This is a genomic window from Streptomyces sp. NPDC001443 (genome assembly GCF_053597355.1).
In genome coordinates, this window is record NZ_JBSFIA010000036.1 from 38,177 (window position 1) to 60,928 (window position 22,752).

Here is a 22,752-nt window from a genome sequence, read left to right on the forward strand (position 1 = left end):
ACGGGACCGGCCCTACGCCGCGTCCACCTGGTCGACCGACGACAGCGCGGCGAGTGCCGTGGAGACCGCCGCGGAGGCCCGCAGATCGAGCCGGGCGCTCGTGCCGCGGGCCCGGTGGCGCATCTCGTCGGCAGCCAGCGTGAGCAGCTGCGGCAGCAGGTCGGTGCACCGCCGCATCACCCAGGCGGTGCCCGCGGTGGCCAGCCACAGCAGACTCGCCGATCGGGTCGGTGCGGGGAACTCGGGCTCGGGCGAGGGCGCGGCCCCCGTGGCGACGCCCGCCTGCGCCAGCAGGTCGTGGAAGCGCACCGCGAGCTGCCGGTGCCCGCGCTCGCCGGGATGCAGCCGGTCCGAGCTCCACATGGCGCGGTCGGTCAGCCATTCCTCGTCGGCGGCGTGCAGATGCACCGCCCCGTAGCGTTCGGACAGCGCGTGCACCACGGCGTTGACCGCGCGCTGCCGCCGGGCGAGCGGCCGGGCCAGAGCGCCGGGGAGCCGCAGCATCGACCCCGGGTCGGGCAGGCAGGCCGTGAGCAGGACCGCGCGCTGTGCGGTGAAGGCCGCGTACACCTTGTCGAGCCGGGCGGCGACGGCGTGGATGTCGAAGGTGCAGCGCAACGTGTCGTTGACGCCGATCACGACGGACACCACGTCCGGCTCCAGCCCGAGCGCGTCCTGCGTCTGGCGTTCCAGCACGTCACGCGTCTGCGCCCCGCTGACCGCGAGGTTGGTGAACTCCACGGGCCCGGCGGCGAGTCCGTCGGCGAGCAGCGCGGCCCAGCCACGCCATTTCACGGCGTCCGCCGGATCGCGCACGGGGTCGCCCAGCGGGTCGCCCACGCCCTCGGTCAGCGAGTCGCCGAGGGCCACGAAACGGACGGGTCTCATGCGGCGCCCTCCGGCACGGCGGGACGCGTACGGACCGACGGCACGTGGGCGTCGTGCGCGGCCAGGAACGCCTCGACCGCCGCGTCCCAGCCGAAGCACTCCGCACGCGCGCGTGCCACTTCGCGCCGCTCGGTCTCGGACCGGGCGAGGAGGGTCTCGACGGCGTCCGCGAAGGCCTCGCCGCTGTCGGCCGCGGTGGCGCCGGCCGCCCCGATCACCTCGGGCAGCGCGGAGGACGCGCTCGCGACCACCGGGGTGCCGCACGCCATCGCCTCCAGCGCGGCCAGCCCGAACGTCTCGGCGGGGCCGGGTGCCAGCGACACGTCCGCGGAGGCCTGGAGCGCGCCGAGCAGGGAGCGGTCGGCGACGTGTCCGAGGAAGGTGACCGGCAGTCCCCGCTCCTTGGCGCGCTGCTCCAGGCGGGGCCGCAGGGGCCCGTCGCCCGCGACCACCAGCACCGTCCGCCGGCCCCGCCGCAGCAGCGCCTCCAGGGCGTCCAGCGCCGTGCCGGGGCGCTTCTCCACGGACAGCCGGGAGCACATCACCAGCAGTGTCTCGTCCTCGCGCGCGTGCACCTCGCGCAGCGCCGGGTCGCGCAGCGCGGGATGCCGCTCCACCAGGTCGACGCCGAGCGGAGCCCGTACGACGTTGCGGGCGCCGATGCGGACGAACTCCCGCTCGGCGAACTCGGTGGTGCACACCACGCGCGCGTAGGTGTGCGCCGTGCGCACGTTGAGGGCGTCGGCGGTGCGGCGCGCCGCCCGCTCCGACAGGCCCCAGGTGCGCAGCACCCCGTCGGCGGTCTCGTGGGAGACCATCACGGCCGGGACCCGGGCGCGCCGCGCCCACCTGCCGGTCCACCGCAGGGTCGTACGGTCGGACACCTCGAGCCGGTCGGGGCCGAGTTCCTCCAGGAGCCGGGCCACGCGCCGGCGGTCGGTGAGGACGCGGTAGCCGCCGGTGCCGGGCAGCAGCGGGCCGGGCAGGGTGATCACCCGGCCCTGCTCGGTCTCGCTGTCCGTGTGCCGCTCGCCGGGGACGATCAGGACCGGTTCGTGCCCCGCGGCCTTGAAGCCCTTGCCGAGCTCGCGCAGCGCGGTGCGCAGCCCGCCGGAGGCGGGGGCGACGAAGTTGGCGAGCCTGACGATGCGCAACCCGCTCATGCCGCCACCACCGGCTTCCGCCTGCGCGCGGCCAGGACGTCCGCGTAGTGCCCGATGAGCAGGTCGCCGACGGCCGCCCAGGTGCGGCCCTCGACCGTGGCGTGTCCGGCGGCGCCGTAGGCGGCGCGCCGGGCGGGGTCTGCGGCCAGCGCCGCCACCGCGTCCCGTACGGCGTCGGCGTCGCGCGGCGGCACCAGCAGCCCGGTGCGGCCGTGGTCCACCAGGTCCAGCGGGCCGCCGGCCGCGGGCGCCACCACGGGCACCCCGCTGGCCATGGCCTCCTGCACGGTCTGGCAGAAGGTCTCGAAGGGGCCGGTGTGCACGAAGACGTCCAGGGAGGCGAAGATCCGGGCGAGGTCGTGGCCGGTCCGGCGGCCCAGGAAGACGGCGCCTGGCAGCGCCTCGCCGAGGCTCGTCCCGCTGGGTCCGTCGCCGACCACCACGACCCGTACGCCGTCCAGGCCGCAGACCCCGGCCAGGAGCTCGACCTGCTTCTCGGGGGCGAGCCGTCCGACGTAGCCGACGATCAGCTCGCCGTTGGGGGCGAGTTCGCGCCGCAGTGCCTCGTCGCGGTGCTCGGGGCGGAAGCGCTCGGTGTCCACCCCGCGCGGCCACAGCTTCACCCGGGGCACGGCATGGGCCTCCAGGTCGCGCAGGGCCGCGCTGGAGGGGGCGAGGGTGAGGTCGGCGGCGGCGTGGACGGAGCGGATGCGCCGCCAGGCCGCGGCCTCGCCCGCGCCCATGTACGTACGGGCGTATCCGGCGAGGTCGGTCTGGTAGACGGCCACGGCGGGCAGGCCCAGCCGCGCGGCCGCCGCCATGCCGCGGACACCGAGGACGAAGGGACTGGCCAGGTGGACGATGTCGGCGCGGTGCTCGTGGATGGCCGCGGCGACACGTCGGCTGGGGAGGGCCACGCGGACCTGGGGGTAGCCGGGGAGCGGCAGGGAAGGGATGCGGACGACGGGGCACGGCGCGTGGGCGTCGGGCCCGCTGCCGATGGCGGCTCCTGCCTGTTCGAGCGGGGCCGTGAACTTCGGGGAGGTTGCCGGAGCGACGACAACAGGGGCGTGACCGCGATCGACGAGGTGCCGGGCGGTCTGGAGCGCGCAGTGGGCCACGCCGTTCACATCGGGGGGAAAGGATTCGGTCACGATGACGACACGCATACGGGTGTTCTCGCCGTGCTGGACGTGGTCGCGACAACGTGGATCTTTCCGAACGAGGAACGTCCCATGAGCGTTGCACTGCACACCCGAGCAGGCCAGATCTCGTCCATGCACCCCTGGTCCGCGGGTCATCCCCAGTTCACATGACGCGCCGCACCGCGGAGCGCGCCCGATCCGGACCCGCCCGGATCACCGCACCGGAACCACCGCCCCGATCAGGTCCCGCCAGGGGGCACCGCCCCGGAACCACCGCCCCGATCCGGCCCGGGGGCACGACGCCCACCGCCCCGGCCGATGCGGCCGGGGCGGGGCCGCCCGCGCGGGCGGCCCCGGCCGGTTCACATCGCTGCGGCGTCCGGGCCGATGCGGCTGCGGACGGCCGTCTGGACCTCGTCCTCCTCCGCCGGGTCCGCGGCCAGTCGGCGCAGGCGCTCGGCCACGCGCGCGTCGCCTGTCTCGGCGTGCCGGGCGGCGACCTCGCGGGTGGACTCCTCGCAGTCCCAGAGGCACTCGACGGCGAATCCGACGGCGAAGGAGGGGTCGGTGGCGGCCAGCGCCCGTGCGCAGCGTCCCCGCAGATGGGACGAGGCCGTCTCGCGGTAGATGTGGCGCAGGACGGGAGCCGCGCAGGCGATGCCGAGCCGACCGGCGCCGTCGACGAGGGTCCACAGGGTCGGCGCGTCGGGGCCTTCGCCGCGTACGGCGTCGCGCAGGGCCCCGAGGACCAGGTCGCTGTCCTGGGCACCGCCGCGGCAGGCGAGCACACGCCCGGCCGCGGCGCCGAGTCGATCGGGCCGGCGGGCCCAGCCGCGGGCGCGGTCGACGACGGCGGCACCGCGCATGCGTTCGAAGGCGTCGACGGCGGCCTCGACGACCGTCGTGGAGCCGGTGGCCACGGCCGCCTCGATCAGGTCGAGGGCGTCCGGGTCGTCGCGGTCGGCGAGATAGCGCAACGCGGTACAGCGGGCGCCGTCGTCGCCGTCCCGGGCGGCCTGGAGGATCTCGGGCCGGTCCTCCGGGCCGGCCACGGCGACCAGGCAGCGGGCGGCGGGCACATGCAGGGCGGCGCCCCGTTCGATGCCCTGCTGGGCCCACTCGAAGACGGCGCGCACGCTCCAGCCCGGCCGGGGGCCGCTCGGCCGCATCTGGCGTTGCCATCGGTCGAAGCAGCCGGCCTCGTGGGCGGCGCGCACGCGGGCGGAGACGTACTCGCGCGGATCCTCGGCCCACAGCCGCCAGGGCCGGGGCTCGAAGGCGTCGCGCACCACGGCGGCCAGCTCGGCCTCGCCCTCGGCGTCGGTGGCGAACCGCGCGAGGACGGGGGCGGCCAGGGCGCGCAGGCCGGCGTCGTCGTCGCGCAGGGCCAGCTCGTCCAGGGCCCAGGCCCAGTTGGAGCCGGAGGCGGCGTATCTGCGCAGCAGGTCGAGGGCGTCCCGCCGGCCGTAGGAGGCGAGATGGCCGAGCACGGCGAGGGCCAGCCCGGTGCGTGACTCGCCCGTGTCGAAGGCGTCCTCGGCGTCGAAGAGATGGGCCTCGATCGCGTCGAGGTCGCCGTCGAGATCGAGGTGGAGACGGGCGTAGTAGAGGGAGCGGTTCTCCACCTGCCAGTCGTGGCGGGGGTCCCGCAGCACACAGTGGTTCAGGGCCGCGAGCGCTTCGGCGCGCGGGGCGGTGAGCGCGTGCAGTGTGCCGTCGCCGCGCCCCCGCTGGAGCAGGCCGAGCAGCGTACCGCTGGGCGCTATGACCGGATCGAACATGGGAAACAGCCTCACATCAAGCGTCGACGCAACCGGGGACGTGCATTACCTGGCCGCGTGACAACACGTCGGGGCGCCCGCCGCTTCCTGCTTGCTGTAGACCATTTTCCTCTGCCTCTCGTCGGTGGCCCATGCGGACCGCATCACGGCCCGCGCGGTGCGGCAACGTCTGCCCAGCCATCGCGTCCGTGAATCACGACGTCATGATGACCCGGCGCTTCCGTCTGCCGCGACCGAAATATCCGGCGGCCCCGCTCCGCCTCCCCGTGTGGTGTGTCATGTCTGGTCAAAAAACCAGTCCTGGCTGCTCAGAGCGGTCGGTTCAGGTCGCCCCGAACAGCTCCAGCAGCTCCGCTTTACCGAACATGCGCGCGGTGTCGACGGCGGACGGAGTGCCGGCCGCCGGATCGGCGCCGCCCTCCAGGAGGACCGTGACGACCTCCGTCTCGCCCTTGAAGACGGCGCCGGCGAGCGGGGTCTGACCCAGGTCGTTCACCCGGTCGGCCTCCGCCCCGCGGGCCAGCAGCGCGCGCACCGTCTCCGCGTGGCCGTGATAGGCGGCCAGCATGACCAGGCAGTCGCCGCGGTCGTTGGTGAGGCCGGCCGGTACGCCCGCGTCGACGTACGCCACGAGTTCCTCGGTCCGGCCCTGCCGAGCCAGGTCGAAGATCCTGGTCGCCAGTTCCACGACCTCAGGGTCGGGGACATCGGTCATCGGCCTGACCGCCTCTCGCTTCGGACGTCGGGGACTGCGGGACCCACGCGCCCGCTCCCCGCGGGCCGCGGAGCCCGGGCCCCGCGGGGAGCAAGCCTACGGCCACGGGTGATGCGGCCGTACGGGTGATTCGTCAGCGTACTGGCTCGGCGCGCACATGACCGGGCCCGCCGGGGCAAAGATCCCCGCAGGACCCGTTCGACGCAATCTTCCTGCTCAGGCGGCCCACCAGACCTTCCGCCGACTGGGCGAAATCACTCAGATTTCACCCAGTTGCACCTTTTATCCTATGGATACATCCTGTGATTCTGGAAGTACTCATGGTGACTGTCCCCACGAACCAGGAGAGCTCAAATGATCCTGTCCATCTCAGGCGTGGTCCTGCTCGGCATCGTCGTCTTCCTCTTCTTCCGCAAGGACGGCCTCAAGCCGTCGCACTGCCTGGCGTCCACCCTGTTCGGCTTCTATCTGGCGAGCACCGCCATCGCCCCGAGCATCAAGGCCGGCGGAGAGAGTCTGGCGAGCCTCCTCGGAGGCATCAAGTTCTGACCCCGTCCGTCCCGCCCGCACCCACCTCCAGGAGACAGCAGTGGCCCGGCGCCCCCTCCCCCGCATTCTGAGCAACGGCAGCGCGCAGATCGCCCGGAGCCGGGAGCTGGCCCGGACGGCGGCGGACAGCGCCACCGATGTCCTGCATCCGCTGATCACGATCACTCGCGGTCTGCGCCGACTGGCCTCGGCCGGGCGGCGCAAGGTGGCCGAGACCCCCAAGGACAAGCGGGGCCCCCTGCTGTTCATGGTGACCTCGGCGATCCTGGTCGTGGTACTCATGCCGTACGGCCCGCTGCTGGCCGCCGTCACCCTGATGGCGGCGGCAGCCTGGCACGGCAGGGACCGCACCCCGCCGGAGCCCGACGGTCCCGACGAGACCCAGACGCAGCGGCTCCAGTCGCTGCACGAGGCCCTGGTCCCGTACTTCTCGACCGCCAAGGACCCCGCGCCGCTGTACGAGCACGGCGGCGACTGGGAGAAGACCTTCCCGGCGTACGAGTTCGACGACACGGGCCGCCTCACCCACCTGGTGATCCGCTACCCGGCCTACTTCACGGACGGCGAGGCCGCGTCGCGCGCCCGGATCGAGAACCTGCTCACGGCGAAGTCCGGCCGCGGCCGGGAGTACCACTTCGACTGGGACGAGGAGGGCAACCAGGTGACGGTCACGGCCCTCGACCCGCTCCCCACCGACACCGCCGCCCAGCGCTTCGTGACGGCACCGGGCGAGGTGGTGCTCGGCTTCACCGACCCCACCCAGATCCAGCGCACCCTGCCCCTGTCCTACGGCGAGGAGCAGCGCGACGTCCCCCCGGTGGTCTGGCGCACCGGAGTCCGCTCCACCGAACCGCACCTGCTGGCGGTGGGCCAGCCCGGCAGCGGCACCTCCACGCTGCTGCGCTCCATCGCGCTGCAGGCCCTTCGGCACGGTGACGTGATCGTCGTCGAGGGCGGCGGCACCGGCGAGTACACCTGCCTCACCGGCCGGGACGGGGTCCTGGCGGTCGAGTGCGGGCTGACCGGGGCCCTGGCCAGCCTGGAGTGGGCCGCCCACGAGACGGAACGCCGGCTGATCGCCGCCAACCGCGCCCGTCAGGAGGGCCACCCGCCGCCGGAGGACACCAGACGGCCGCTGTGGATCCTCCTCGACCGGCCCGGCGCGTTCACGCACCTCGCCGCCGCCGACGGCCGCACGGATCCGCAGTCCCTGCTCCAGGCGCCCCTGCGGCACGGCCGCGCGGCCCATGTGACGGTGGTCGTGGCCGAACAGTTCGACGCCTTGGACACGCTCAGCGACGCGGTGCGCCAGCACACCCGCGCCCGTGCCGTGCTCGGTCCGGTCACGGCACAGCAGGTCGAGGCCGTCCTGGGCGCTCCCCCGCACACCACGCCCGCCGGCCACGTGCCGCCCGGCCGCGGGTACGCCCGGCTGGGCGTCGGCCCGGTGCACCGCCTCCAGGTCCCGGCGACGCCCGACCCGTACGACGACGCGACCTCCGACGCGCACCGGCAGGCCGTGCTGGCGCTGCTTCCCCGGCGCTCGACATCGGCGGACGCGCAGCCGGGACAGCAGGAGCAGGAACGGCGGCCCGAGCGGGCGCCCACGGAGTCGACGCCGACGAAGGCGGTGGTGGTGGAGCAGGCCTGACCGCGGCCGCACCCCCCGCCCGGCCCACCCCCGCTCCTACGCCACGAAGGTGCGCGGCGCCTCCGTCCCCGTGCCCCCGCCGTTCTCCACCAGCCGCGCGGCGGCGGCCAGTCGCGCCGCGGCCTCGTCGGCCACCGCGCCCCCCACGGTGAACGGCAGCCGCACATAGCCCTCGAAGGCCCCGTCCACGCCGAACCGGGGCCCGGAAGGCACCCGCACCCCGACCCGCTCCCCCACCTCGGCGAGCCGCGAGCCGGACAGCCCGCCCGCCCGCACCCACAGCGTGAGTCCGCCTCGGGGCACCTCGAACTCCCACGTCGGCAACTCCCGCCGTACCGCCGCCACCAGCGCGTCGCGGTTGTCCCTGGCCTGGGCGCGCCGCAGCCGCACGGCCTCTTCCCACCCGCCGGTGCTGAACAGCCAGTTCACCGCGAGCTGCTCCAGCACGGGGGTGCCGAGGTCGGCGTAGGCGCGGGCGGCGACCAGGCTGCGGATCACGTCCGGCGCCGCCCGGACCCAGCCGATGCGCATCCCCGCCCAGAAGGCCTTGCTGGCCGACCCCACCGTGATCACCGTGGATCCGGCCGGGTCGAAACCGCACACCGGCCGGGGCATCTCGACGTCCTCGTCCAGCCAGAGTTCGCTCATGGTCTCGTCGCAGACGAGCACGGTGCCCGCCGAGCGCGCCGCCTCCACCAGCCGTCGCCGCTGGTCCTCGGCGGCCAGGGCGCCGGTCGGGTTGTGGAAGTCGGCGACGACGTACGCCATCCGCGGCGCGGCCTCGCGCAGCACCTGACGCCAGCGCTCCAGGTCCCACCCGGCGAGCCCCTCGGCCATCGCGACGGGCACCAGCCGGGCGCCCGCCTCCCGCATCAGCTGGAGGATGTTGGCGTACGACGGCGACTCGACCGCGATGCGCTCGCCACGGCCGGCGAAGAGATGGCAGATCGCGTCGATGGCGCCCATCGCGCCGGTCGTCACCATGATCTGTTCGGGCATGGTCGGGATCCCGCGCGCGGTGTACCGCTCGGCGATCATCGTGCGCAGCGCGGGCAGCCCGGCCGGATAGTCGCCGTGCGTGTGGGCGTACGGAGGCAGTTCCTCCAGGGCGCCCTGCACCGCCCGGGTCAGCCACGGCTCCGGCGCGGGCAGCGCCGCGCAGCCCAGGTCGATCACCGATCCCAGCGCCTCGGGCGGCAGGGGTTCGAGGCCGCGGGCCGGGAGCGGGTTCCCGGCCGGTACGGCCGTCCAGCTCCCGGCCCCGCGCCGGGACTCCAGGAAGCCCTCGGTGCGCAGCGTCTCGAAGGCGGTGGCGACCGTCGTGCGGCTCACGGCCAGGGCGAGGGCCAGTTCGCGTTCGGCCGGCAGCCGGGCGGCGACCGGCACCCTGCCCTCCAGGACCAGCAGCCGGATGCCGTCGGCCAGCGCGCGGTAGGCGGGCGGGCGGCGGGTGCCGGGGCCCGCGGGGCGGTCCTGCTGCGACCTGAGCAGCCGGGCGAGCTGAGCTGCACCCACCGCGGAAGTCCACTGCGCCATTTTTCCAGTCCACCTTCCTCGAATTGGCCATGGTTGGCTCTGGTTTCCAAGCCACAGAGTGTCACGCGCCAGGCCATTACCACCACAGGGAGTCCCCGTGTCCGCGTCACAGCCCCTCGCACGACGGCTGATCCAGCTCTACGCCGGTCTCGTGCTGTACGGCGCGAGCTCCGCTCTGCTGGTGCGGGCGGACCTCGGCCTGGAGCCCTGGAACGTGCTGCACCAGGGGATCGCCGAGCGCACCGGTCTGACGATCGGTGCGGTGTCGATCGTCGTGGGTGCGGCGGTGCTGCTCCTGTGGATACCGCTGCGCCAGCGTCCCGGCCTCGGCACGGTCTCCAACGTGTTCGTCGTCGGCCTGGCCATGGACGGCACGCTCTCGCTGCTCCCCGAGGTCCACAACCTCGCCGGGAGGGGCGCGCTGCTGCTGGCCGGGATCCTCCTCAACGGCGTGGCCACCGGCCTCTACATCACGGCGAGCTTCGGACCGGGCCCGCGCGACGGGCTGATGACCGGACTGCACCGCCGTACGGGCCGTTCGATCCGGCTGATGCGGACGGCCGTCGAGGTGACGGTCGTCGTCACCGGTTTCTGCCTCGGCGGGACCGTCGGGGTCGGCACCGTGGTGTACGCCGTGGCGATCGGTCCGCTCGCCCAGCTCTTCCTGCGGTTGTTCGCCGCTCCGGCGGCATCCGGCGGCAGCCCGGTGGTTGCCGCCGGGACACCCCGCAGAGCGATACTGCGTCCGTGACCACGCGCATACGCCACCCCTACCTCGACCACCCGAGCCCGATCGCCTTCGCCCACCGCGGCGGGGCCGCGGACGGTCTGGAGAACACCGTGGCGCAGTTCAGGCGCGCGGTCGAGACGGGCTACCGCTACATCGAGACGGACGTGCACGCCACCCGGGACGGCAGGCTCGTCGCCTTCCACGACTCGACGCTGGACCGGGTGACGGACGGCGCGGGCCGGATCGCGGACCTGCGCTGGGAGGACGTGAGCCGCGCGCGCGTGGGCGGCAAGGAACCGGTGCCGCTGTTCGAGGAGCTCCTGGAGACGTTCCCCGAGGTGCGCTGGAACGTCGACATCAAGGCGGAGCCCGCGCTGCACCCGCTGCTGAACCTGATCGCCCGGACCGAGGCCTGGGACCGGGTCTGCGTCGGCTCCTTCTCCGAAGCGCGCATCGTGCGCGCGCAGCGGCTGGCCGGACCCCGGCTGGCGACGTCGTACGGCACCCTGGGGGTGCTCAATCTGCGACTGCGGTCCTGGGGGGTGCCGGTCGCGCTGCGCGGCTCCGCCGTCGCGGCCCAGGTGCCCGAGGCCCAGTCGGGCATCCCCGTGGTGGACCGGCGCTTCGTGCGCACCGCCCACGCGCGCGGGCTCCAGGTGCACGTGTGGACGATCAACGAGGCGGATCGGATGCACCGGCTCCTGGACCTGGGAGTCGATGGCATCATGACCGATCACATCGACACGTTGCGCAAGGTCATGGAGGACCGGGGCGTCTGGGTCTGAGCCCGGGAGCACCGACCCCGCCCTTCGCACACCACCTCCAGCGGGGAAGCGAGGGGCGCGGGTGGGCATCGACACCGTGCGGACCACGACGGCCGACGAGGCCGCCGGCCGGCGGCGCGAGCAGCGCGGCTGGTACTTCTACGACTGGGCGTGCTCCGTCTACTCGACGAGCGTGCTCACCGTGTTCCTCGGCCCTTATCTGACCTCGGTCGCCAAGGCGGCCGCGGACGCCGACGGGTACGTCCATCCGCTGGGTGTGCCGGTGCGCGCGGGCTCGTTCTTCGCCTACTCGGTGTCCCTCTCGGTGATCGTGGCCGTCGTGGTGATGCCGCTGGTCGGGGCCGCCGCCGACCGGACCGGCCGCAAGAAGCCCCTGCTGGGCGCGGCGGCCTACGTGGGAGCCGCGGCGACGACGGGCATGTTCCTCCTCGACGGCGACCGCTATCTCCTCGGCGGTGCCCTGCTGGTCGTCGCGAACGCCGCGCAGTCGGTGGCGATGATGCTCTACAACTCCTACCTGCCGCAGATCGCGCCGCCCGAGGAGCGCGACGCGGTCTCCTCCCGCGGCTGGGCCTTCGGGTACGCGGCCGGAGCCCTGGTCCTGGTGGCGAACCTGGTGCTCTATCTGGCCCATGACTCCTTCGGCGTCTCGGAGACCATGGCCGTACGGATCTGTCTGGCGTCGGCGGGTCTGTGGTGGGGCGCGTTCACCCTGGTGCCGCTGCGCCGACTGCGCGACCGGCCCTCGGCGACGCGGGAGGCCACGGCCCCCGGGCTGCGGCAGCTCGTGGCGACCGTCCGGGACATGCGCCGCCACCCGTTGACCCTCGCCTTCCTGCTCGCGTACCTGATCTACAACGACGGCATCCAGACGGTGATCTCGCAGGCCTCGGTGTACGGCTCCGAGGAGCTGGGGCTCGGGCAGTCCACGCTGATCGGGGCCGTGCTGCTGGTCCAGGTGCTGGCGGTGGCGGGCGCGCTGGCGATGGGCCGGCTGGCCCGGACCTACGGGGCGAAGCGGACGATCCTCGGCTCACTGGTGGCCTGGACGGTCACCCTTGGCGCCGGCTACTTCCTGCCCGCCGGCGCGCCGGCCGGGTTCTTCGCCCTGGCGGCCGCGATCGGGCTGGTGCTCGGCGGCAGCCAGGCGCTCTCGCGCTCCCTGTTCTCCCATCTGGTCCCGCCCGGCAAGGAAGCCGAGTACTTCTCGGCGTACGAGATGAGCGACCGGGGCATGAGCTGGTTGGGCCCCCTGCTGTTCGGGATCACCTACCAGCTGACCGGAAGCTACCGGGACGCCATCATCTCCCTGGTGATCTTCTTCGTCGTCGGGTTCGTGCTGCTCGCACGGGTTCCGGTCCGGCGGGCGATCGGCGACGCGGGCAATCCCGTACCCGCGAAGATTTAGCACTCAGGGCGAAAGGGCGGTAGTGTACGCGTTTGGCCTGCCAGACGTACCGTTACTGCGCGTCAAAGATGCCGAAACGCTGTGTGACATCTGCTAGCAGATGTGACAAACCGGGCGCTGGTGGGTACAACAAGGGGCGGCTACGACGGCGACGCATGACCCGGAACGGGAATCTTTACCGCCGACCGGACGTTGACCGGATGACGACGACAGCGACACCTGTCCTGTGGGCGACAAGCCCGGGAGGCACGATTCATGAGTGAGCGAGCTCTTCGCGGCACGCGCCTCGTGGTGACCAGCTACGAGACGGACCGCGGCATCGACCTGGCCCCGCGCCAGGCCGTGGAGTACGCATGCGAGAAGGGACATCGCTTCGAGATGCCCTTCTCGGTCGAGGCGGAGATCCCGCCGGAGTGGGAGTGCAAGGTCTGCGGGGCCACGTCACTCCTGGTTGACGGCGACGGCCCTGAGGAGAAGAAGGCCAAGCCCGCGCGTACCCACTGGGACATGCTGATGGAGCGGCGCACCCGCGAGGAGCTCGAAGAGGTCCTCGAGGAGCGTCTGGCGGTTCTGCGGTCCGGGGCGATGAACCTGGCGGTCCATCCCCGCGACAGCCGCAAGTCCGCCTGATCCCCGCGGGATCCGAGCGACACACAGCGCACCACGCACAAGACGGCGGGCGCCCTACCGGATTTCCGGTAGGGCGCCCGCCGTCTTGTGCGTCTGCGGCCGGGCGACCGGCGCTCACCGCGTCAGCGGCGGACGCGGACCCTGGGGCGTCTCACTCGGCTCGTCCCTGATGACTTCGCCCTTGATGACCTCGCCCTGGACGACCTTGCCGTCAGGGCGGTGCATCCTGGCCTGCTGGAAGGCGTCACCGAAGGAACCGGGGGTCGACCGGCCCAGGGTGCGGTCGAAGGAACGCTCCGCGTAGCGGGCCACGAGCTTCTGGACCGGCGGGACCAGCAGGAGCAGGCCCAGGGCGTCCGAGATCAGGCCGGGAATCATCAGCAGCAGCCCACCGAGCATGAGCAGGCCGTTGCCGCTGCTCTTCGACCCGTTGCCGCCGCCCTGCGACGGGGAGCCACCGCCCTGGAGCGCCTCGTTCAGGTTGCGGAAGGCGCGTCGGCCGGCCCGTTTGATGACCACCGCGCCCAGCACGAATCCGGCCACCAGCAGCAGGAACACCGTGAAGCCGCTCGTCGCGCCCGCGACCACGGTCAGCAGCCAGATCTCCAGCACCACCCACGCCGCCACGCCCAGGGGCAGGAAGGTCCGCAGCCGGGAACGCGGGGGCCGGGTGGAGGAGGGGGTCGGAATGCCTGTCGTCATGCGTCCAGTGTGCCTGGACCGGGCTCAGCGCCGGATAAGGGGCGGATCAAGGGTGCCCGTGCGGCCACCGGGGCACCCTGTGGCCGCGGGCTCCGTACGGCTACCGCTTCGGCGGCTTCGCGGCTGCGCCACGACCCGTGATCTTGCCGACCCGCTCCCCCACGCCCCACGCCGTGACCCGCCACAGCGCCTCGACGAGGATGTCCTTGCTCATCTTGGAGTCGCCGAGCTCGCGCTCCACGAAGGTGATGGGGACCTCGACCACCTGGTAGCCCGCCTTGACCGCGCGCCGGGCCAGGTCCACCTGGAAGCAGTAGCCCTGGGAGGAGACCTCGTCGAGCCCGAGTCCCTCGAGGGTCTCGCGGCGGAAGGCGCGGTAGCCGCCCGTGATGTCGCGCAGCGGCAGGTCGAGGGCGAGGCGCGAGTAGAGGCTGCCGCCCCGGGAGATGAACTCGCGGGACTTGGGCCAGTTCACCACCCGGCCGCCCGTCACCCAGCGGGAGCCGAGGACGAGGTCCGCGCCCTTGAGCGCGGTCAGCAGCCGGGGCAGCTCCTCGGGCTGGTGGGAGCCGTCGGCGTCCATCTCGATCAGGACGCCGTAGTCGTGCTCCAGACCCCAGCGGAAGCCCGCGAGGTAGGCGGCGCCGAGGCCCTCCTTGCCCTTGCGGTGCAGCACATGGACCTGTCCGTCCTCGGCCGCCAGCTCGTCCGCGAGCTTGCCGGTGCCGTCGGGGCTGTTGTCGTCGGCCACGAGCACGTGTGCCTCGGGAACCGCCTTGCGCACCCGGCCGACGATCGCCTTGATGTTCTCCGCCTCGTTGTAGGTGGGGATGATCACCAAGGCCGTGCCGAGCGGACCGAGCTGCCTGCCCCGGGCCTGTCCCGCAAGGGTCCCGTCGCCGTCGTTCACTGCTGCCCCTTCATTTCCGTACTCAGAGGTCCACCATAGTGGCCACCGCCTGCGCTGACGTGACAGCACGGACCTATGGCGGTGTCGATTCGGCAAGAGCGGGGTAAGAACATATGTTTCGCCCGTGATCGACCGGTCGGTGACCGGCGATGGCGGCCGAGGGGCGGCGGCGGTCCGGGAGCGGCGGGGACCCGGGGTGGGCCGCGCCGGGGGGTGGCTGCGGCCGTCCGATCGCCGACCGGGTACGGCGGATGGGGGCCCGGCGCTCTTCGGGCCGACCTGGGACCCGCCGGCTGCGGGTCGACCGAAGGCCGTTGTCTACTGAGCGCCCGGGCCCCATCCCGGTCACACCCTGCCGACCGGCCGGAACGTTCCCTCGTCGGCGCGGACGCTGAGCCTGGCTCCCAGTGGAGGTGCCCCGGTAGGCACACCGTCCCTGACCCAGCGGCGCTGCGACGAGTGCGCGGACGTTCCCCGGTCGGGCGTCCGGTGGTGGACTCCGCCGAACCTACCGGCCACCGGCCGTGACCTGTCAACAGCCGTCCGACCTGCTGGTTCTCCACAAATGCGCAGGTCAGCGCATGGGATACACAGGTCGCGCGCCGAACCGGGGCGGGCGGGCGACCGCCCGCCCGCCCCGCCGGATCACTCGCCCGGCCGTACGAAGACCGTCCGTCCGCCGACCACCGTGCGCAGGCAGACGGGGAGGTCGGCGCCGGGGGTGAGGGCGGGCAGGCCGGGGGTGCCGGAGCGGGGGTCGGTGGACCAGCGCGCGACCCGGTCGTCCGGGGCCTGGACGATCAGGGCGTCGGTGCGCCACACGGCGTAGTCCGCGGGCGCGCCGGGCACCAGGACGCCCGCGTCGTCGCGTCCGATCGCGCGCCAGCCGCCACGCGTATGCGCCGTGAACGCGGCTCGGACGGAGACGCGGTGCTCGGGCGTGCGGTGGAAGGCGGCGGCCCGGACCGTGCCCCAGGGGTCGAGGGGCGTGACCGGGGAGTCCGAGCCGAAGGCCAGCGGCACACCGGCCCGCAGCAGCGCCGCGAAGGGGTTCAGCGTCCGGGCCCGCTCGGCGCCCAGGCGGTCGGCGTACATGCCGTCCTCGCCGCCCCACAGCGCGTCGAAGGCGGGCTGGACGGAGGCGGTCAGTCCCAGCTCGGCGAAGGCCGCGATGGTCTCCGGGGTGAGCATCTCGGCGTGCTCGACCCGGTGCCTGGCGGCCCGTACGCGGGCGAGGCCGACCTTCTCCGCGGCCGCGCGCACGCCCTCGACGACGGCGGTCACGGCGGCGTCGCCGATCGCGTGGAAACCCGCCTGGAGGCCCGCCTCGGTGCAGGCGGCGACGTGGGCGGCGACCGCCGCGGCGTCAAGGTAGGCGGTGCCGGTGTGGTCGGCGTCGGTGTAGGGCCGGTGCAGACAGGCGGTGTGGGAGCCGAGGGCGCCGTCGACGAACAGGTCCCCGGCGGCACCGAGGGCACCCAGCTCACGCGCCCTGTCGAGGTCCCGGTCGGCCCAGTAGCCGACGACCCGCGGCCCCGGCTCCTGGGCGGCGAGCCGCAGCAGGCCGGTGAAGTCGTCCTCGGAGGAGATCTCGGGGCCGCCGCACTCGTGCACGGACCCGATGCCCAGGGAGGCCGCGTGGGCGAGGGCGGCGCGCTGGGCGGCGGCGCGCTGCGCCGGCGTCACGGCCGCGAACGCGGCGGCGCGCACGGCGTGGTGGGCCGCGCGGGTGAGGGGCTCCCGGTCCGCGAAGCCGGGCTCGGTGCGCGCGTGCGGCGCCAGGTCGAGCAGGGCGGTGGTGACGGCGGCCGAGTGGACGTCGATCCGGCTGAGGTAGAGCGGCCGGCCGGCCGCGGCCTCGTCCAGCTCGTCCCGCCGGGGAGCCCGCCGTTCGGGCCAGCGCGCGGCGTCCCAGCCGTGGCCGAGCAGCACCCGGTCGTCCGGGCGGCGGGCGGCGAACTCGCGCACCAGGTCGAGCGCCGCCGCCAGGGACGGCGCGGACGACAGGTCCAGGCCGGTCAGCGCGAGGCCGGTGGCGGTGCTGTGCACATGGGCGTCGGTGAAGGCCGGGGTGACCAGGGCGCCGTCCAGGTCGACCACCTCGTCGACCCCGTCGGCGAAGGCGTCGGCTGCGCCCTCGGAACCGACCCAGGCGACCTGGCCGCGCTCGACGACCATCGCGGTCGCGAAGGGGTCGGCGGGGCTGTGGACCTCTCCGCGGCGGAGCAGGACGGTCTTCGGTTCGGTGGTGCGCTCACTCATGGGAACAGTCTCGCGCCTCGCCACGGCGGCGCCGCACGCAGGTGGGTCAGATGCGCGGCGGCCGGGCCTCGTACGGCGTCGAGAGCACCACGGTGGTCCGGGTGGACACGCCCGCCAGGGAGCGCAGCCGGGCCAGCAGTTCCTCCAGTTCGTGCGGGGTCGCCACGCGCACCTTGAGGATGTAGTTCTCGTCACCCGCGACGCTGTGGCAGGCCTCGATCTCGGGGACCCCGGCGAGGCGGTCGGCGATGTCGTCGGGCGCGCTGGGGTCGAAGGGTTTCACCGAGATGAAGGCGGTCATGGGCAGCCCGACGGCCTCGGGGTCGACGACGGCCGCGTAGCCGCGGATCACGCCGCGCTGTTCCAGCCGGCGCACCCGCTGGTGCACGGCGGACGTGGACAGGCCGGTGGCCTTGCCGAGGTCCGTGTAGCTCATCCGCCCGTCCTTGACGAGCAGCTGCACGATCTGACGGTCGAGCTCCTCCATGGCGCAAGAACCTACAGTGCGCTTGATCTCCTCCGAAACCCGAGCAGCCCAGGTCATACCCGGTTCGTGATGTGGAGGGGCCCGCCGGGGGCGCCGGACGGCGCCCCCGGCGGGGGACGGATCCCGCGCGCGGGGCGCCCGCGTCCCTCCGCACGCGGCATCTGCGAGCGGCATGTGACGAACGCCACAGCACCCGGACCGTCTCCGTGCTGGTCTCGCGATTACCGCCGAGACCGGACGGGAAGTGCTTGCTGTGGTCGAGGCCGCAGTGCCTTCACGGCCCAGCCCGAGGGGGAGAATCCCATGCAGAGTCTTAAGCGCCCTGGTCGTACTTTTGCCAAGCGGCAGCAGCCCGTCGTCGAGCCCGCGCCGGAGGGCGTCGAACCCGACGACTTCGACGGCGACGAGTTCGACGCGTACGACACCTTCGAGATGTTCCGGGTGATCTGCCCGGACTGCGCGCAGCCCATCGCCCTGCTGGCGGACGAGGAGTTCCTGCCGGAGCACGCGCTGTGCGCCTCGCCGTGGAACCCCTTCGGGCTCACGGTGTGCGCCGGTACGGGCCGGGAGGCCTCCGCGGCGCAGCCCGCGGACGAGTCCATCGAGCCCCAGGAGCAGGACACCGCACTGCTGTTGACGCTTCCCCAGGGACTCGACTGGCGGACGCAGCCCTTCTCGCACGTCGGCGGCCCGGGCTCGCGCCCGATGCGCGTGCCGGTGATGCGCCGGGCCGCCTGAGGCCCCTCGCCCCATCCTCGTAGCCGCCCCGCACCATGGCCCGCAGGCCGCCGTGGTGCGGGTTCGGTGTGTCCGGATCCACCGGGACGGCGATCCCGCCGAAGTGCGCCCGGCGGCAGGCGGTCCGGGGCATGACGAGGGCGCGCGCCGGCGCCGCGCACCGGACGTTGACGTCCTGGACTTCGGCGCATGCTTGGTGAGTTCGACTTACCGCCCTGCACACAACACAGTTGACGGTACGTCAGATGCGCGGCGGCAGCCTCGCGCACGACACTCCGACCCTGGGGGCACACCGCGAACTCACGGTCGATTGCGCGGGAAGGTGACCTGCCGCGCGCCGTCGCGTTGCCCTGGTATGACCCTTGCCCAGTCGGTGCCCGCAGTCACGCGCCGGGTGTTCGTCCCGGCGCCCGCGGAATCGGTTCCGCTGCCACCCCCGCAGCCCCCGGACCCGCCCATCTACCGCGCTCTGATGCGCGCCTGGGCCGACCGGGGCCGCACCCTGCCGGGCCGCCACGACCCGGAGTGGGTCAGGCTGGCGGCCCCGCAGGTGCGGCCGGGTCAGTTCAGCGGGTCTCCGGACCCGCGAGGTGACGGGCGATGACCATGCGCTGGATCTGGTTGGTGCCCTCGACGATCTGGAGGACCTTGGCCTCGCGCAGGTAGCGCTCGGCGGGGAAGTCCGCGGTGTAGCCGTAGCCGCCGAGGACCTGGACGGCGTCGACGGTGACCTTCATCGCGGTGTCCGTGCAGTGCAGCTTGGCCATCGCCGCCTGCTTCGCGAACGGCCGCCCGGCGTCCCGCAGTCGCGCCGCCGACAGGTACAGGGCCCGGCCCGCCTCGATCTGCGTGGCCATGTCGGCCAGCATGAAGCGCAGACCCTGGAAGTCGGCGATCGGCCGCCCGAACTGCTGGCGCCCGGTGGCGTACGCGACCGCCGCGTCGAGCGCGGCCTGGGCCACGCCTATCGCACAGGCCGCGATGCCGAGCCGGCCGGAGTCGAGCGCGGACAGCGCGATGGCGAAGCCCTGGCCCTCCTCGCCGATGCGCCGCGCGTCGGGGACCCGTACGCCGTCGAAGTTGACCTGCGCGGTGGGCGAGCCCTTCATGCCCATCTTCTTCTCGGGCGCCGCCGCGCTCAGCCCCTCGGCGTCGGCCGGCACCAGGAACGCGGTGATCCCGCGCGGGCCGTCCTCGCCGGTGCGGGCCATGACCGTGTAGAAGTCGGCGACCCCGCCGTGGGTGATCCAGGCCTTGGTGCCGGTGATCACCCAGCCGTCACCGTCCCGCACCGCCTTGGTGCGCAGGGACGCGGCGTCCGAGCCGGACGACGGCTCGGAGAGGCAGTAGGCGCCCAGCAGCCCGCCGCCGAGCATGGCGGGCAGGTGTTCGACCTGCTGCTCCTTGGTGCCGTAGGCCGCGACGGCGTAGGAGGCCAGGGTGTGGACGCTGACGCCGAGGCCGACGGTCAGCCGGGCCGCGCTGAGCTCCTCCAGCACCTGGAGGTAGACCTCGTACGGCTGCTCGCCGCCGCCGTACTCGCCGCCGTAGGGCAGACCGAGCAGACCCGATTCGGAGAGCAGGGTGAAGACCTCGCGGGGGAAGCGTCCGGCGTCCTCCTCCTCGGCCGCCTTCGGTGCGATCTCGCGCTGCGCGATGTCGCGGACGAGCGAGATCAGATCCCGGGCCTCGTCCGTGGGCAGTTGCCGTTCCACCGGCTGCGGGGCGCGCTCCAGCATGGCGACGCTCTCCTCCCTGTCGGGCACATCGGCGGATGTACGCCTTGGGTGTGGGCGGCTCCGCCAGGTCTTTCTCGGTACCGCCGCCGCGCCTGCTTCCGGGTCGCGGAAGCGGCTGACCAGCGGCTGTGCGCTGTGAGTATGCCCGATCGGGGACACCCAGTCACCAGTTAACGACCGCTTACCTCAAGAATTTCCGTCCATGATCGAATACCCGGAACCGGTCTGGACCATTGACCTCGCCGGTCCGGCCCAACTAGGCTCAGCCGCGGGCGCGTTCGCCGTGTCCATGCCGAAAGACGCACACCCCTTCCTCCACGAGGAGACGAGACACCCGACACAGGGGCAGGGTCCGGGACGTACGACCGGACACCCGGCCCCGGCACCTCTCACCGCATCACGAACGCCGGTCCGGCGCATCACGAGCAGCCCCGACCGGACCACGGACCGGTACCCGCGACCCCCGGACGGCCGGTCGCGCGGCCCGTCAGCCCTCCCGACGGGCGGGCGCCGGCGCCGGATACGCGGGGTCGAGCTCCTCGATGGCGCGCAGGGTGCCGCCGAGCGACTTGACCAGCAGTTCGCCCATGGTCGCGCGGGACAGCTCGGGGCGGTCGATCCAGTCGAGGGCCGCCCCCTCCACGCTGCACACCCAGGCGACCAGCCCCATCCGGGCCAGCGGCGCGATGTCGGTGCGGCCGTACGCCCCGTCGGCGATGGTCGCCACGATCGCCTCGCGCACGCCGTCACGGATGGCGTGCACCTCGGCGTCGAAGCCGACGCCGCCGCTGACGATCGTGCGATAGGCGGCCTGGTTGTGCTCGGCATAGCGCAGATAGCTGTCGATGGTGCGGTGGACCCGGTCGACCTGGCCCAGTTCGACCCCGCCCGCCGCATAGGAGACCAGGTCCGCGACGGAGTCCTGGATGATCGCCAGGTAGTAGCCGCGCTTGGACTGGAAGTAGTAGTAGATCAACCCCTTGGCGACGTGCGCCTGCCGGGCGATGTCGTCCATCGAGAGCGCGTCGTAGGACGTGTCGGCGAACAGCCTGCGGCCGATGACGATGAGTTCGGCGCGGCGTGCCAGTGAGCGCTCGGTGCCGCGCGCCCGCGGACGAACGGCCGCGTCGCGCTGTTGACTGATATTCAATTTCGACCCTGGTCTCCTACGGGCGGCGGAACATCCGCAGTATGTCAGGTTCGGATATGTCTCAGGTCACAGCAGTCCGAGCTGGGTGACAAGCATCGCGATCACCACGACGAGGGTCCACCCCAACGCGTGTTCGAGGATTCTCGGGCCGTCTTCCCGGGGGCCACCGGTGCGGGCACGGACGGCGGTGGCTGACTGTGCGGTCATGTCTTCTCACTGCGCTCGGAGGTACGGGACGGACTCCCCCACGCCGGCCCATGCCGCTCCCCGGCCGGTCCGTCCACCTTGCCACCGTCCGCGGCCTTTGCGGCGGAGAGTTCCGTCACAGCACCGACGGCCCCCGGGGCGGCGGGGGCCGTCGAGTGAGCGGCCGGAGGCCGGCGGGTCCCGGGATCAGCGGACGCCGACCGCCGCCAGGGCGTCGCGCTGGCGCGGGGTCGGATGCGCCGGGAAGTAGAGGTAGCAGACCCCGCCGGTGCCGGAGACGACCTTCCCCGAGGCGTTGTAGCGCTTCGTCCGCAGCCAGATGTTCTCGAACTCGGACCGCTTGTACACGCGCCGGACCGCCGCGTCGTCCGCCGAGGCCGGGTCGTTGGCGATCACGTCACCGTCCGCGGTGAAGCCGATCACCGTCATGAGGTGTCCGGCGGTGCCGTAGCCGGCCCCGGTCAGCTCGGTCTTCAGGAACGACTGGGACGTTATGGCCGGGATGCCCGCCGCGATCAGCGTCTCCAGGTCGACGAGGGAACCGAGCCGGGTGACGACGCCCTGGAGGTCCTTGAAGGTGGCCGCGTAGGCGGCGTTGAACGGCCAGTTGCCGCAGCCGCTGTACTGGTGGTCGTAGGTGCTCCGGGCCGCGTGGCACACCTGCGGGTCGGCGTACGACGGGTCGACCCAGGCCAGCTGCTCCGGGGTGAGCCGGCCGCCCCAGTACTCGATGATCATCTGCGAGGAGGTGGGACTGCACCAGGCCTCGCCGCCGTTGTCGTACTGGGGGTACTGACCCTTGTGGATCTCCTGCGAGTAGCGCGGGACGGCCAGCTCCCCGGCGTGCACGGGCGTGGACGCGGGGACGGTGAAACGGTCGGGGACGTCGGAGCCCATCGCACCGAGCCGCCAGACCTTCGGGGTGAGCTTGGTACCGGGCTTGCGGTACAGGGTCAGCCGCAGCCGGTACGAGACCAGGCGCAGGCCCGACGCCGCGTCGTCGACGGAGAAGGTGTCCGTCCAGATCGTGCTCTTGCCGTCGGTCTGGTCGTCGACCGAGGTGCGCTTGATGTCCTGGTCGCCGGCGGCCCAGCGGCCCATCACGTACCAGGGGGTGTCGGTGCCGTCGGTGTACGTGCCCCGGAGCTCGATCTGGAGCCAGGTGCCGGCCGGGGTGCGGGCGTTCCACGAGGCGATGACCTCGGTGGCGGGGACGGCGAGTGGATGGACCGGGGAGGTCCAGGTCCCGTACTCCCAGGCGGCGGTGGTCCCGGTGTGCGGGTCCGTGTAGGCGAAGGTGCCGGCCGGGGTGCCCATCTCCAGACCGGGCCGGGCGCCCGCGACGGGCCGGGTGCCCCGGGCGGTGCCCGCGCGCCACTGGCTGAACGTGGTCCAGGCGCGGTAGTCGACCGAGCGCGCCGGAGGCCCTCCGGGGGCGGCGGCGACGGGTACGGAGTCGGCGGCGGTGGCCGGTCCCGCACCGCCCGCCACGGCGGCGGCGACCGCTGCGGCCAGAACGGTTCTCCGGGACGGCTGTTCGGCTCTGCTCATAGGCGGAAGACTCCCAGGTGTCCGA

22 protein-coding genes are annotated in these 22,752 nt (G+C 73.2%); 8 read left to right on the forward strand and 14 right to left on the reverse strand.

Going from position 1 to position 22,752, the window contains the following annotated elements; all coding sequences use genetic code 11:
- Positions 1-12 precede the first annotated feature (12 nt).
- The 5 genes from ACWC24_RS30755 to ACWC24_RS30775 form a co-directional block, all read right to left on the reverse strand.
- Positions 13-888, reverse strand: coding sequence for an SGNH/GDSL hydrolase family protein (locus ACWC24_RS30755; RefSeq protein WP_450666159.1), 876 nt, complete (start codon positions 886-888; stop codon positions 13-15).
- Complete coding sequence (locus tag ACWC24_RS30760) at positions 885-2,051, reverse strand: glycosyltransferase (RefSeq protein ID WP_450666160.1); 1,167 nt, start codon at positions 2,049-2,051, stop codon at positions 885-887. Before ACWC24_RS30760 ends, ACWC24_RS30755 begins: the two co-directional genes overlap by 4 nt.
- Positions 2,048-3,220 carry a glycosyltransferase family 4 protein gene (locus ACWC24_RS30765; protein WP_450666161.1) on the reverse strand — a complete coding sequence of 391 codons (1,173 nt, stop codon included), beginning with the start codon at positions 3,218-3,220 and terminating at the stop codon, positions 2,048-2,050. The genes ACWC24_RS30760 and ACWC24_RS30765 overlap by 4 nt, the downstream gene beginning before the upstream one ends.
- Positions 3,221-3,558: 338 nt before the next feature.
- The gene (locus tag ACWC24_RS30770; protein ID WP_450666162.1) at positions 3,559-4,977 is read right to left on the reverse strand and encodes a HEAT repeat domain-containing protein; all 1,419 of its coding nucleotides are present in this window, start codon (positions 4,975-4,977) and stop codon (positions 3,559-3,561) included.
- 322 nt (positions 4,978-5,299) lie between these two features.
- Complete coding sequence (locus ACWC24_RS30775) at positions 5,300-5,692, reverse strand: ankyrin repeat domain-containing protein (protein ID WP_450666163.1); 393 nt, start codon at positions 5,690-5,692, stop codon at positions 5,300-5,302.
- A 354-nt stretch (positions 5,693-6,046) separates the two neighbouring features.
- On the opposite strand from ACWC24_RS30775, the gene ACWC24_RS30780 reads away from it, so the two are divergent.
- Together ACWC24_RS30780 and ACWC24_RS30785 are read left to right on the forward strand one after the other, a co-directional pair.
- Positions 6,047-6,241 carry a hypothetical protein gene (locus ACWC24_RS30780; protein WP_152894702.1) on the forward strand — a complete coding sequence of 65 codons (195 nt, stop codon included), beginning with the start codon at positions 6,047-6,049 and terminating at the stop codon, positions 6,239-6,241.
- A 40-nt stretch (positions 6,242-6,281) separates the two neighbouring features.
- Positions 6,282-7,892, forward strand: a complete 1,611-nt coding sequence (locus ACWC24_RS30785; RefSeq protein WP_450666164.1) for a hypothetical protein — start codon at positions 6,282-6,284, stop codon at positions 7,890-7,892.
- 36 nt (positions 7,893-7,928) lie between these two features.
- Here the strand turns inward: ACWC24_RS30785 and ACWC24_RS30790 are convergent, their stop codons facing one another.
- Entirely contained in the window at positions 7,929-9,428 is a 1,500-nt protein-coding gene (locus ACWC24_RS30790; RefSeq protein WP_450666165.1) for an SCO1417 family MocR-like transcription factor, read from the reverse strand.
- A 97-nt stretch (positions 9,429-9,525) separates the two neighbouring features.
- Between ACWC24_RS30790 and yczE the strand changes: the two genes are divergently transcribed.
- From yczE to ACWC24_RS30810, 4 genes are all read left to right on the forward strand, one after another.
- Positions 9,526-10,179: a membrane protein YczE gene (gene yczE / locus ACWC24_RS30795; RefSeq protein WP_450666166.1), complete on the forward strand. Its 654-nt coding sequence runs from the start codon at positions 9,526-9,528 to the stop codon at positions 10,177-10,179.
- Positions 10,176-10,943 (forward strand): glycerophosphodiester phosphodiesterase, encoded by a 768-nt coding sequence (locus ACWC24_RS30800; RefSeq protein WP_450666167.1) that lies wholly within the window; start codon positions 10,176-10,178, stop codon positions 10,941-10,943. The genes yczE and ACWC24_RS30800 overlap by 4 nt, the downstream gene beginning before the upstream one ends.
- A 61-nt stretch (positions 10,944-11,004) precedes the next feature.
- On the forward strand, positions 11,005-12,351 hold the full coding sequence (locus tag ACWC24_RS30805) for an MFS transporter (RefSeq protein ID WP_450666168.1): 1,347 nt from the start codon (positions 11,005-11,007) through the stop codon (positions 12,349-12,351).
- Between the two features lie 255 nt (positions 12,352-12,606).
- Positions 12,607-12,981 (forward strand): RNA polymerase-binding protein RbpA, encoded by a 375-nt coding sequence (locus ACWC24_RS30810; protein ID WP_152894188.1) that lies wholly within the window; start codon positions 12,607-12,609, stop codon positions 12,979-12,981.
- 114 nt (positions 12,982-13,095) lie between these two features.
- Here ACWC24_RS30810 and fxsA read toward each other — a convergent pair whose 3' ends face one another.
- The 4 genes from fxsA to ACWC24_RS30830 form a co-directional block, all read right to left on the reverse strand.
- Entirely contained in the window at positions 13,096-13,683 is a 588-nt protein-coding gene (gene fxsA, locus ACWC24_RS30815; protein ID WP_450666169.1) for an FxsA family membrane protein, read from the reverse strand.
- Positions 13,684-13,783: 100 nt separating this feature from the next.
- Positions 13,784-14,593 (reverse strand): polyprenol monophosphomannose synthase, encoded by an 810-nt coding sequence (locus tag ACWC24_RS30820; protein ID WP_450666170.1) that lies wholly within the window; start codon positions 14,591-14,593, stop codon positions 13,784-13,786.
- A 645-nt stretch (positions 14,594-15,238) separates the two neighbouring features.
- A complete protein-coding gene (locus tag ACWC24_RS30825; protein ID WP_450666171.1) occupies positions 15,239-16,855 on the reverse strand; it encodes an amidohydrolase in 1,617 nt (538 codons plus the stop codon).
- Between the two features lie 46 nt (positions 16,856-16,901).
- Positions 16,902-17,342 carry an Lrp/AsnC family transcriptional regulator gene (locus ACWC24_RS30830; RefSeq protein ID WP_004002750.1) on the reverse strand — a complete coding sequence of 147 codons (441 nt, stop codon included), beginning with the start codon at positions 17,340-17,342 and terminating at the stop codon, positions 16,902-16,904.
- A gap of 303 nt (positions 17,343-17,645) precedes the next feature.
- On the opposite strand from ACWC24_RS30830, the gene ACWC24_RS30835 reads away from it, so the two are divergent.
- Both ACWC24_RS30835 and ACWC24_RS30840 read left to right on the forward strand, forming a co-directional pair.
- The gene (locus ACWC24_RS30835) at positions 17,646-18,080 is read left to right on the forward strand and encodes a hypothetical protein (protein ID WP_450666172.1); all 435 of its coding nucleotides are present in this window, start codon (positions 17,646-17,648) and stop codon (positions 18,078-18,080) included.
- Between the two features lie 355 nt (positions 18,081-18,435).
- On the forward strand, positions 18,436-18,684 hold the full coding sequence (locus tag ACWC24_RS30840; protein ID WP_450666173.1) for a hypothetical protein: 249 nt from the start codon (positions 18,436-18,438) through the stop codon (positions 18,682-18,684).
- Here the strand turns inward: ACWC24_RS30840 and ACWC24_RS30845 are convergent.
- The 4 genes from ACWC24_RS30845 to ACWC24_RS30860 all read right to left on the reverse strand — a co-directional run bounded on the left by ACWC24_RS30845 (position 18,647) and on the right by ACWC24_RS30860 (position 22,727).
- Entirely contained in the window at positions 18,647-19,819 is a 1,173-nt protein-coding gene (locus tag ACWC24_RS30845) for an acyl-CoA dehydrogenase family protein (RefSeq protein ID WP_450666218.1), read from the reverse strand. The two genes, ACWC24_RS30840 and ACWC24_RS30845, sit on opposite strands and share 38 nt — an antisense overlap.
- Before the next feature lie 487 nt (positions 19,820-20,306).
- The gene (locus tag ACWC24_RS30850; protein WP_450666174.1) at positions 20,307-20,969 is read right to left on the reverse strand and encodes a TetR/AcrR family transcriptional regulator; all 663 of its coding nucleotides are present in this window, start codon (positions 20,967-20,969) and stop codon (positions 20,307-20,309) included.
- A 66-nt stretch (positions 20,970-21,035) separates the two neighbouring features.
- The gene (locus ACWC24_RS30855; protein ID WP_450666175.1) at positions 21,036-21,176 is read right to left on the reverse strand and encodes an SCO1431 family membrane protein; all 141 of its coding nucleotides are present in this window, start codon (positions 21,174-21,176) and stop codon (positions 21,036-21,038) included.
- Between the two features lie 186 nt (positions 21,177-21,362).
- Positions 21,363-22,727, reverse strand: coding sequence for a peptidase C39 family protein (locus ACWC24_RS30860; RefSeq protein WP_450666176.1), 1,365 nt, complete (start codon positions 22,725-22,727; stop codon positions 21,363-21,365).
- Positions 22,728-22,752 lie beyond the last annotated feature (25 nt).

What these genes read in the sequence shown, in the direction of transcription:
- ACWC24_RS30755 (WP_450666159.1), bottom strand. Translation starts at nt 888, where the DNA reads ATGAGACCCGTCCGTTTCGTGGCCCTCGGCGACTCGCTGACCGAGGGC.
- ACWC24_RS30760 (WP_450666160.1), bottom strand. Translation starts at nt 2,051, where the DNA reads ATGAGCGGGTTGCGCATCGTCAGGCTCGCCAACTTCGTCGCCCCCGCC.
- ACWC24_RS30765 (WP_450666161.1), bottom strand. Translation starts at nt 3,220, where the DNA reads ATGCGTGTCGTCATCGTGACCGAATCCTTTCCCCCCGATGTGAACGGC.
- ACWC24_RS30770 (WP_450666162.1), bottom strand. Translation starts at nt 4,977, where the DNA reads ATGTTCGATCCGGTCATAGCGCCCAGCGGTACGCTGCTCGGCCTGCTC.
- ACWC24_RS30775 (WP_450666163.1), bottom strand. Translation starts at nt 5,692, where the DNA reads ATGACCGATGTCCCCGACCCTGAGGTCGTGGAACTGGCGACCAGGATC.
- ACWC24_RS30780 (WP_152894702.1), top strand. Translation starts at nt 6,047, where the DNA reads ATGATCCTGTCCATCTCAGGCGTGGTCCTGCTCGGCATCGTCGTCTTC.
- ACWC24_RS30790 (WP_450666165.1), bottom strand. Translation starts at nt 9,428, where the DNA reads ATGGCGCAGTGGACTTCCGCGGTGGGTGCAGCTCAGCTCGCCCGGCTG.
- ACWC24_RS30810 (WP_152894188.1), top strand. Translation starts at nt 12,607, where the DNA reads ATGAGTGAGCGAGCTCTTCGCGGCACGCGCCTCGTGGTGACCAGCTAC.
- fxsA (WP_450666169.1), bottom strand. Translation starts at nt 13,683, where the DNA reads ATGACGACAGGCATTCCGACCCCCTCCTCCACCCGGCCCCCGCGTTCC.
- ACWC24_RS30825 (WP_450666171.1), bottom strand. Translation starts at nt 16,855, where the DNA reads ATGAGTGAGCGCACCACCGAACCGAAGACCGTCCTGCTCCGCCGCGGA.
- ACWC24_RS30830 (WP_004002750.1), bottom strand. Translation starts at nt 17,342, where the DNA reads ATGGAGGAGCTCGACCGTCAGATCGTGCAGCTGCTCGTCAAGGACGGG.
- ACWC24_RS30835 (WP_450666172.1), top strand. Translation starts at nt 17,646, where the DNA reads ATGCAGAGTCTTAAGCGCCCTGGTCGTACTTTTGCCAAGCGGCAGCAG.
- ACWC24_RS30840 (WP_450666173.1), top strand. Translation starts at nt 18,436, where the DNA reads ATGACCCTTGCCCAGTCGGTGCCCGCAGTCACGCGCCGGGTGTTCGTC.
- ACWC24_RS30845 (WP_450666218.1), bottom strand. Translation starts at nt 19,819, where the DNA reads ATGCTGGAGCGCGCCCCGCAGCCGGTGGAACGGCAACTGCCCACGGAC.
- ACWC24_RS30855 (WP_450666175.1), bottom strand. Translation starts at nt 21,176, where the DNA reads ATGACCGCACAGTCAGCCACCGCCGTCCGTGCCCGCACCGGTGGCCCC.
- ACWC24_RS30860 (WP_450666176.1), bottom strand. Translation starts at nt 22,727, where the DNA reads ATGAGCAGAGCCGAACAGCCGTCCCGGAGAACCGTTCTGGCCGCAGCG.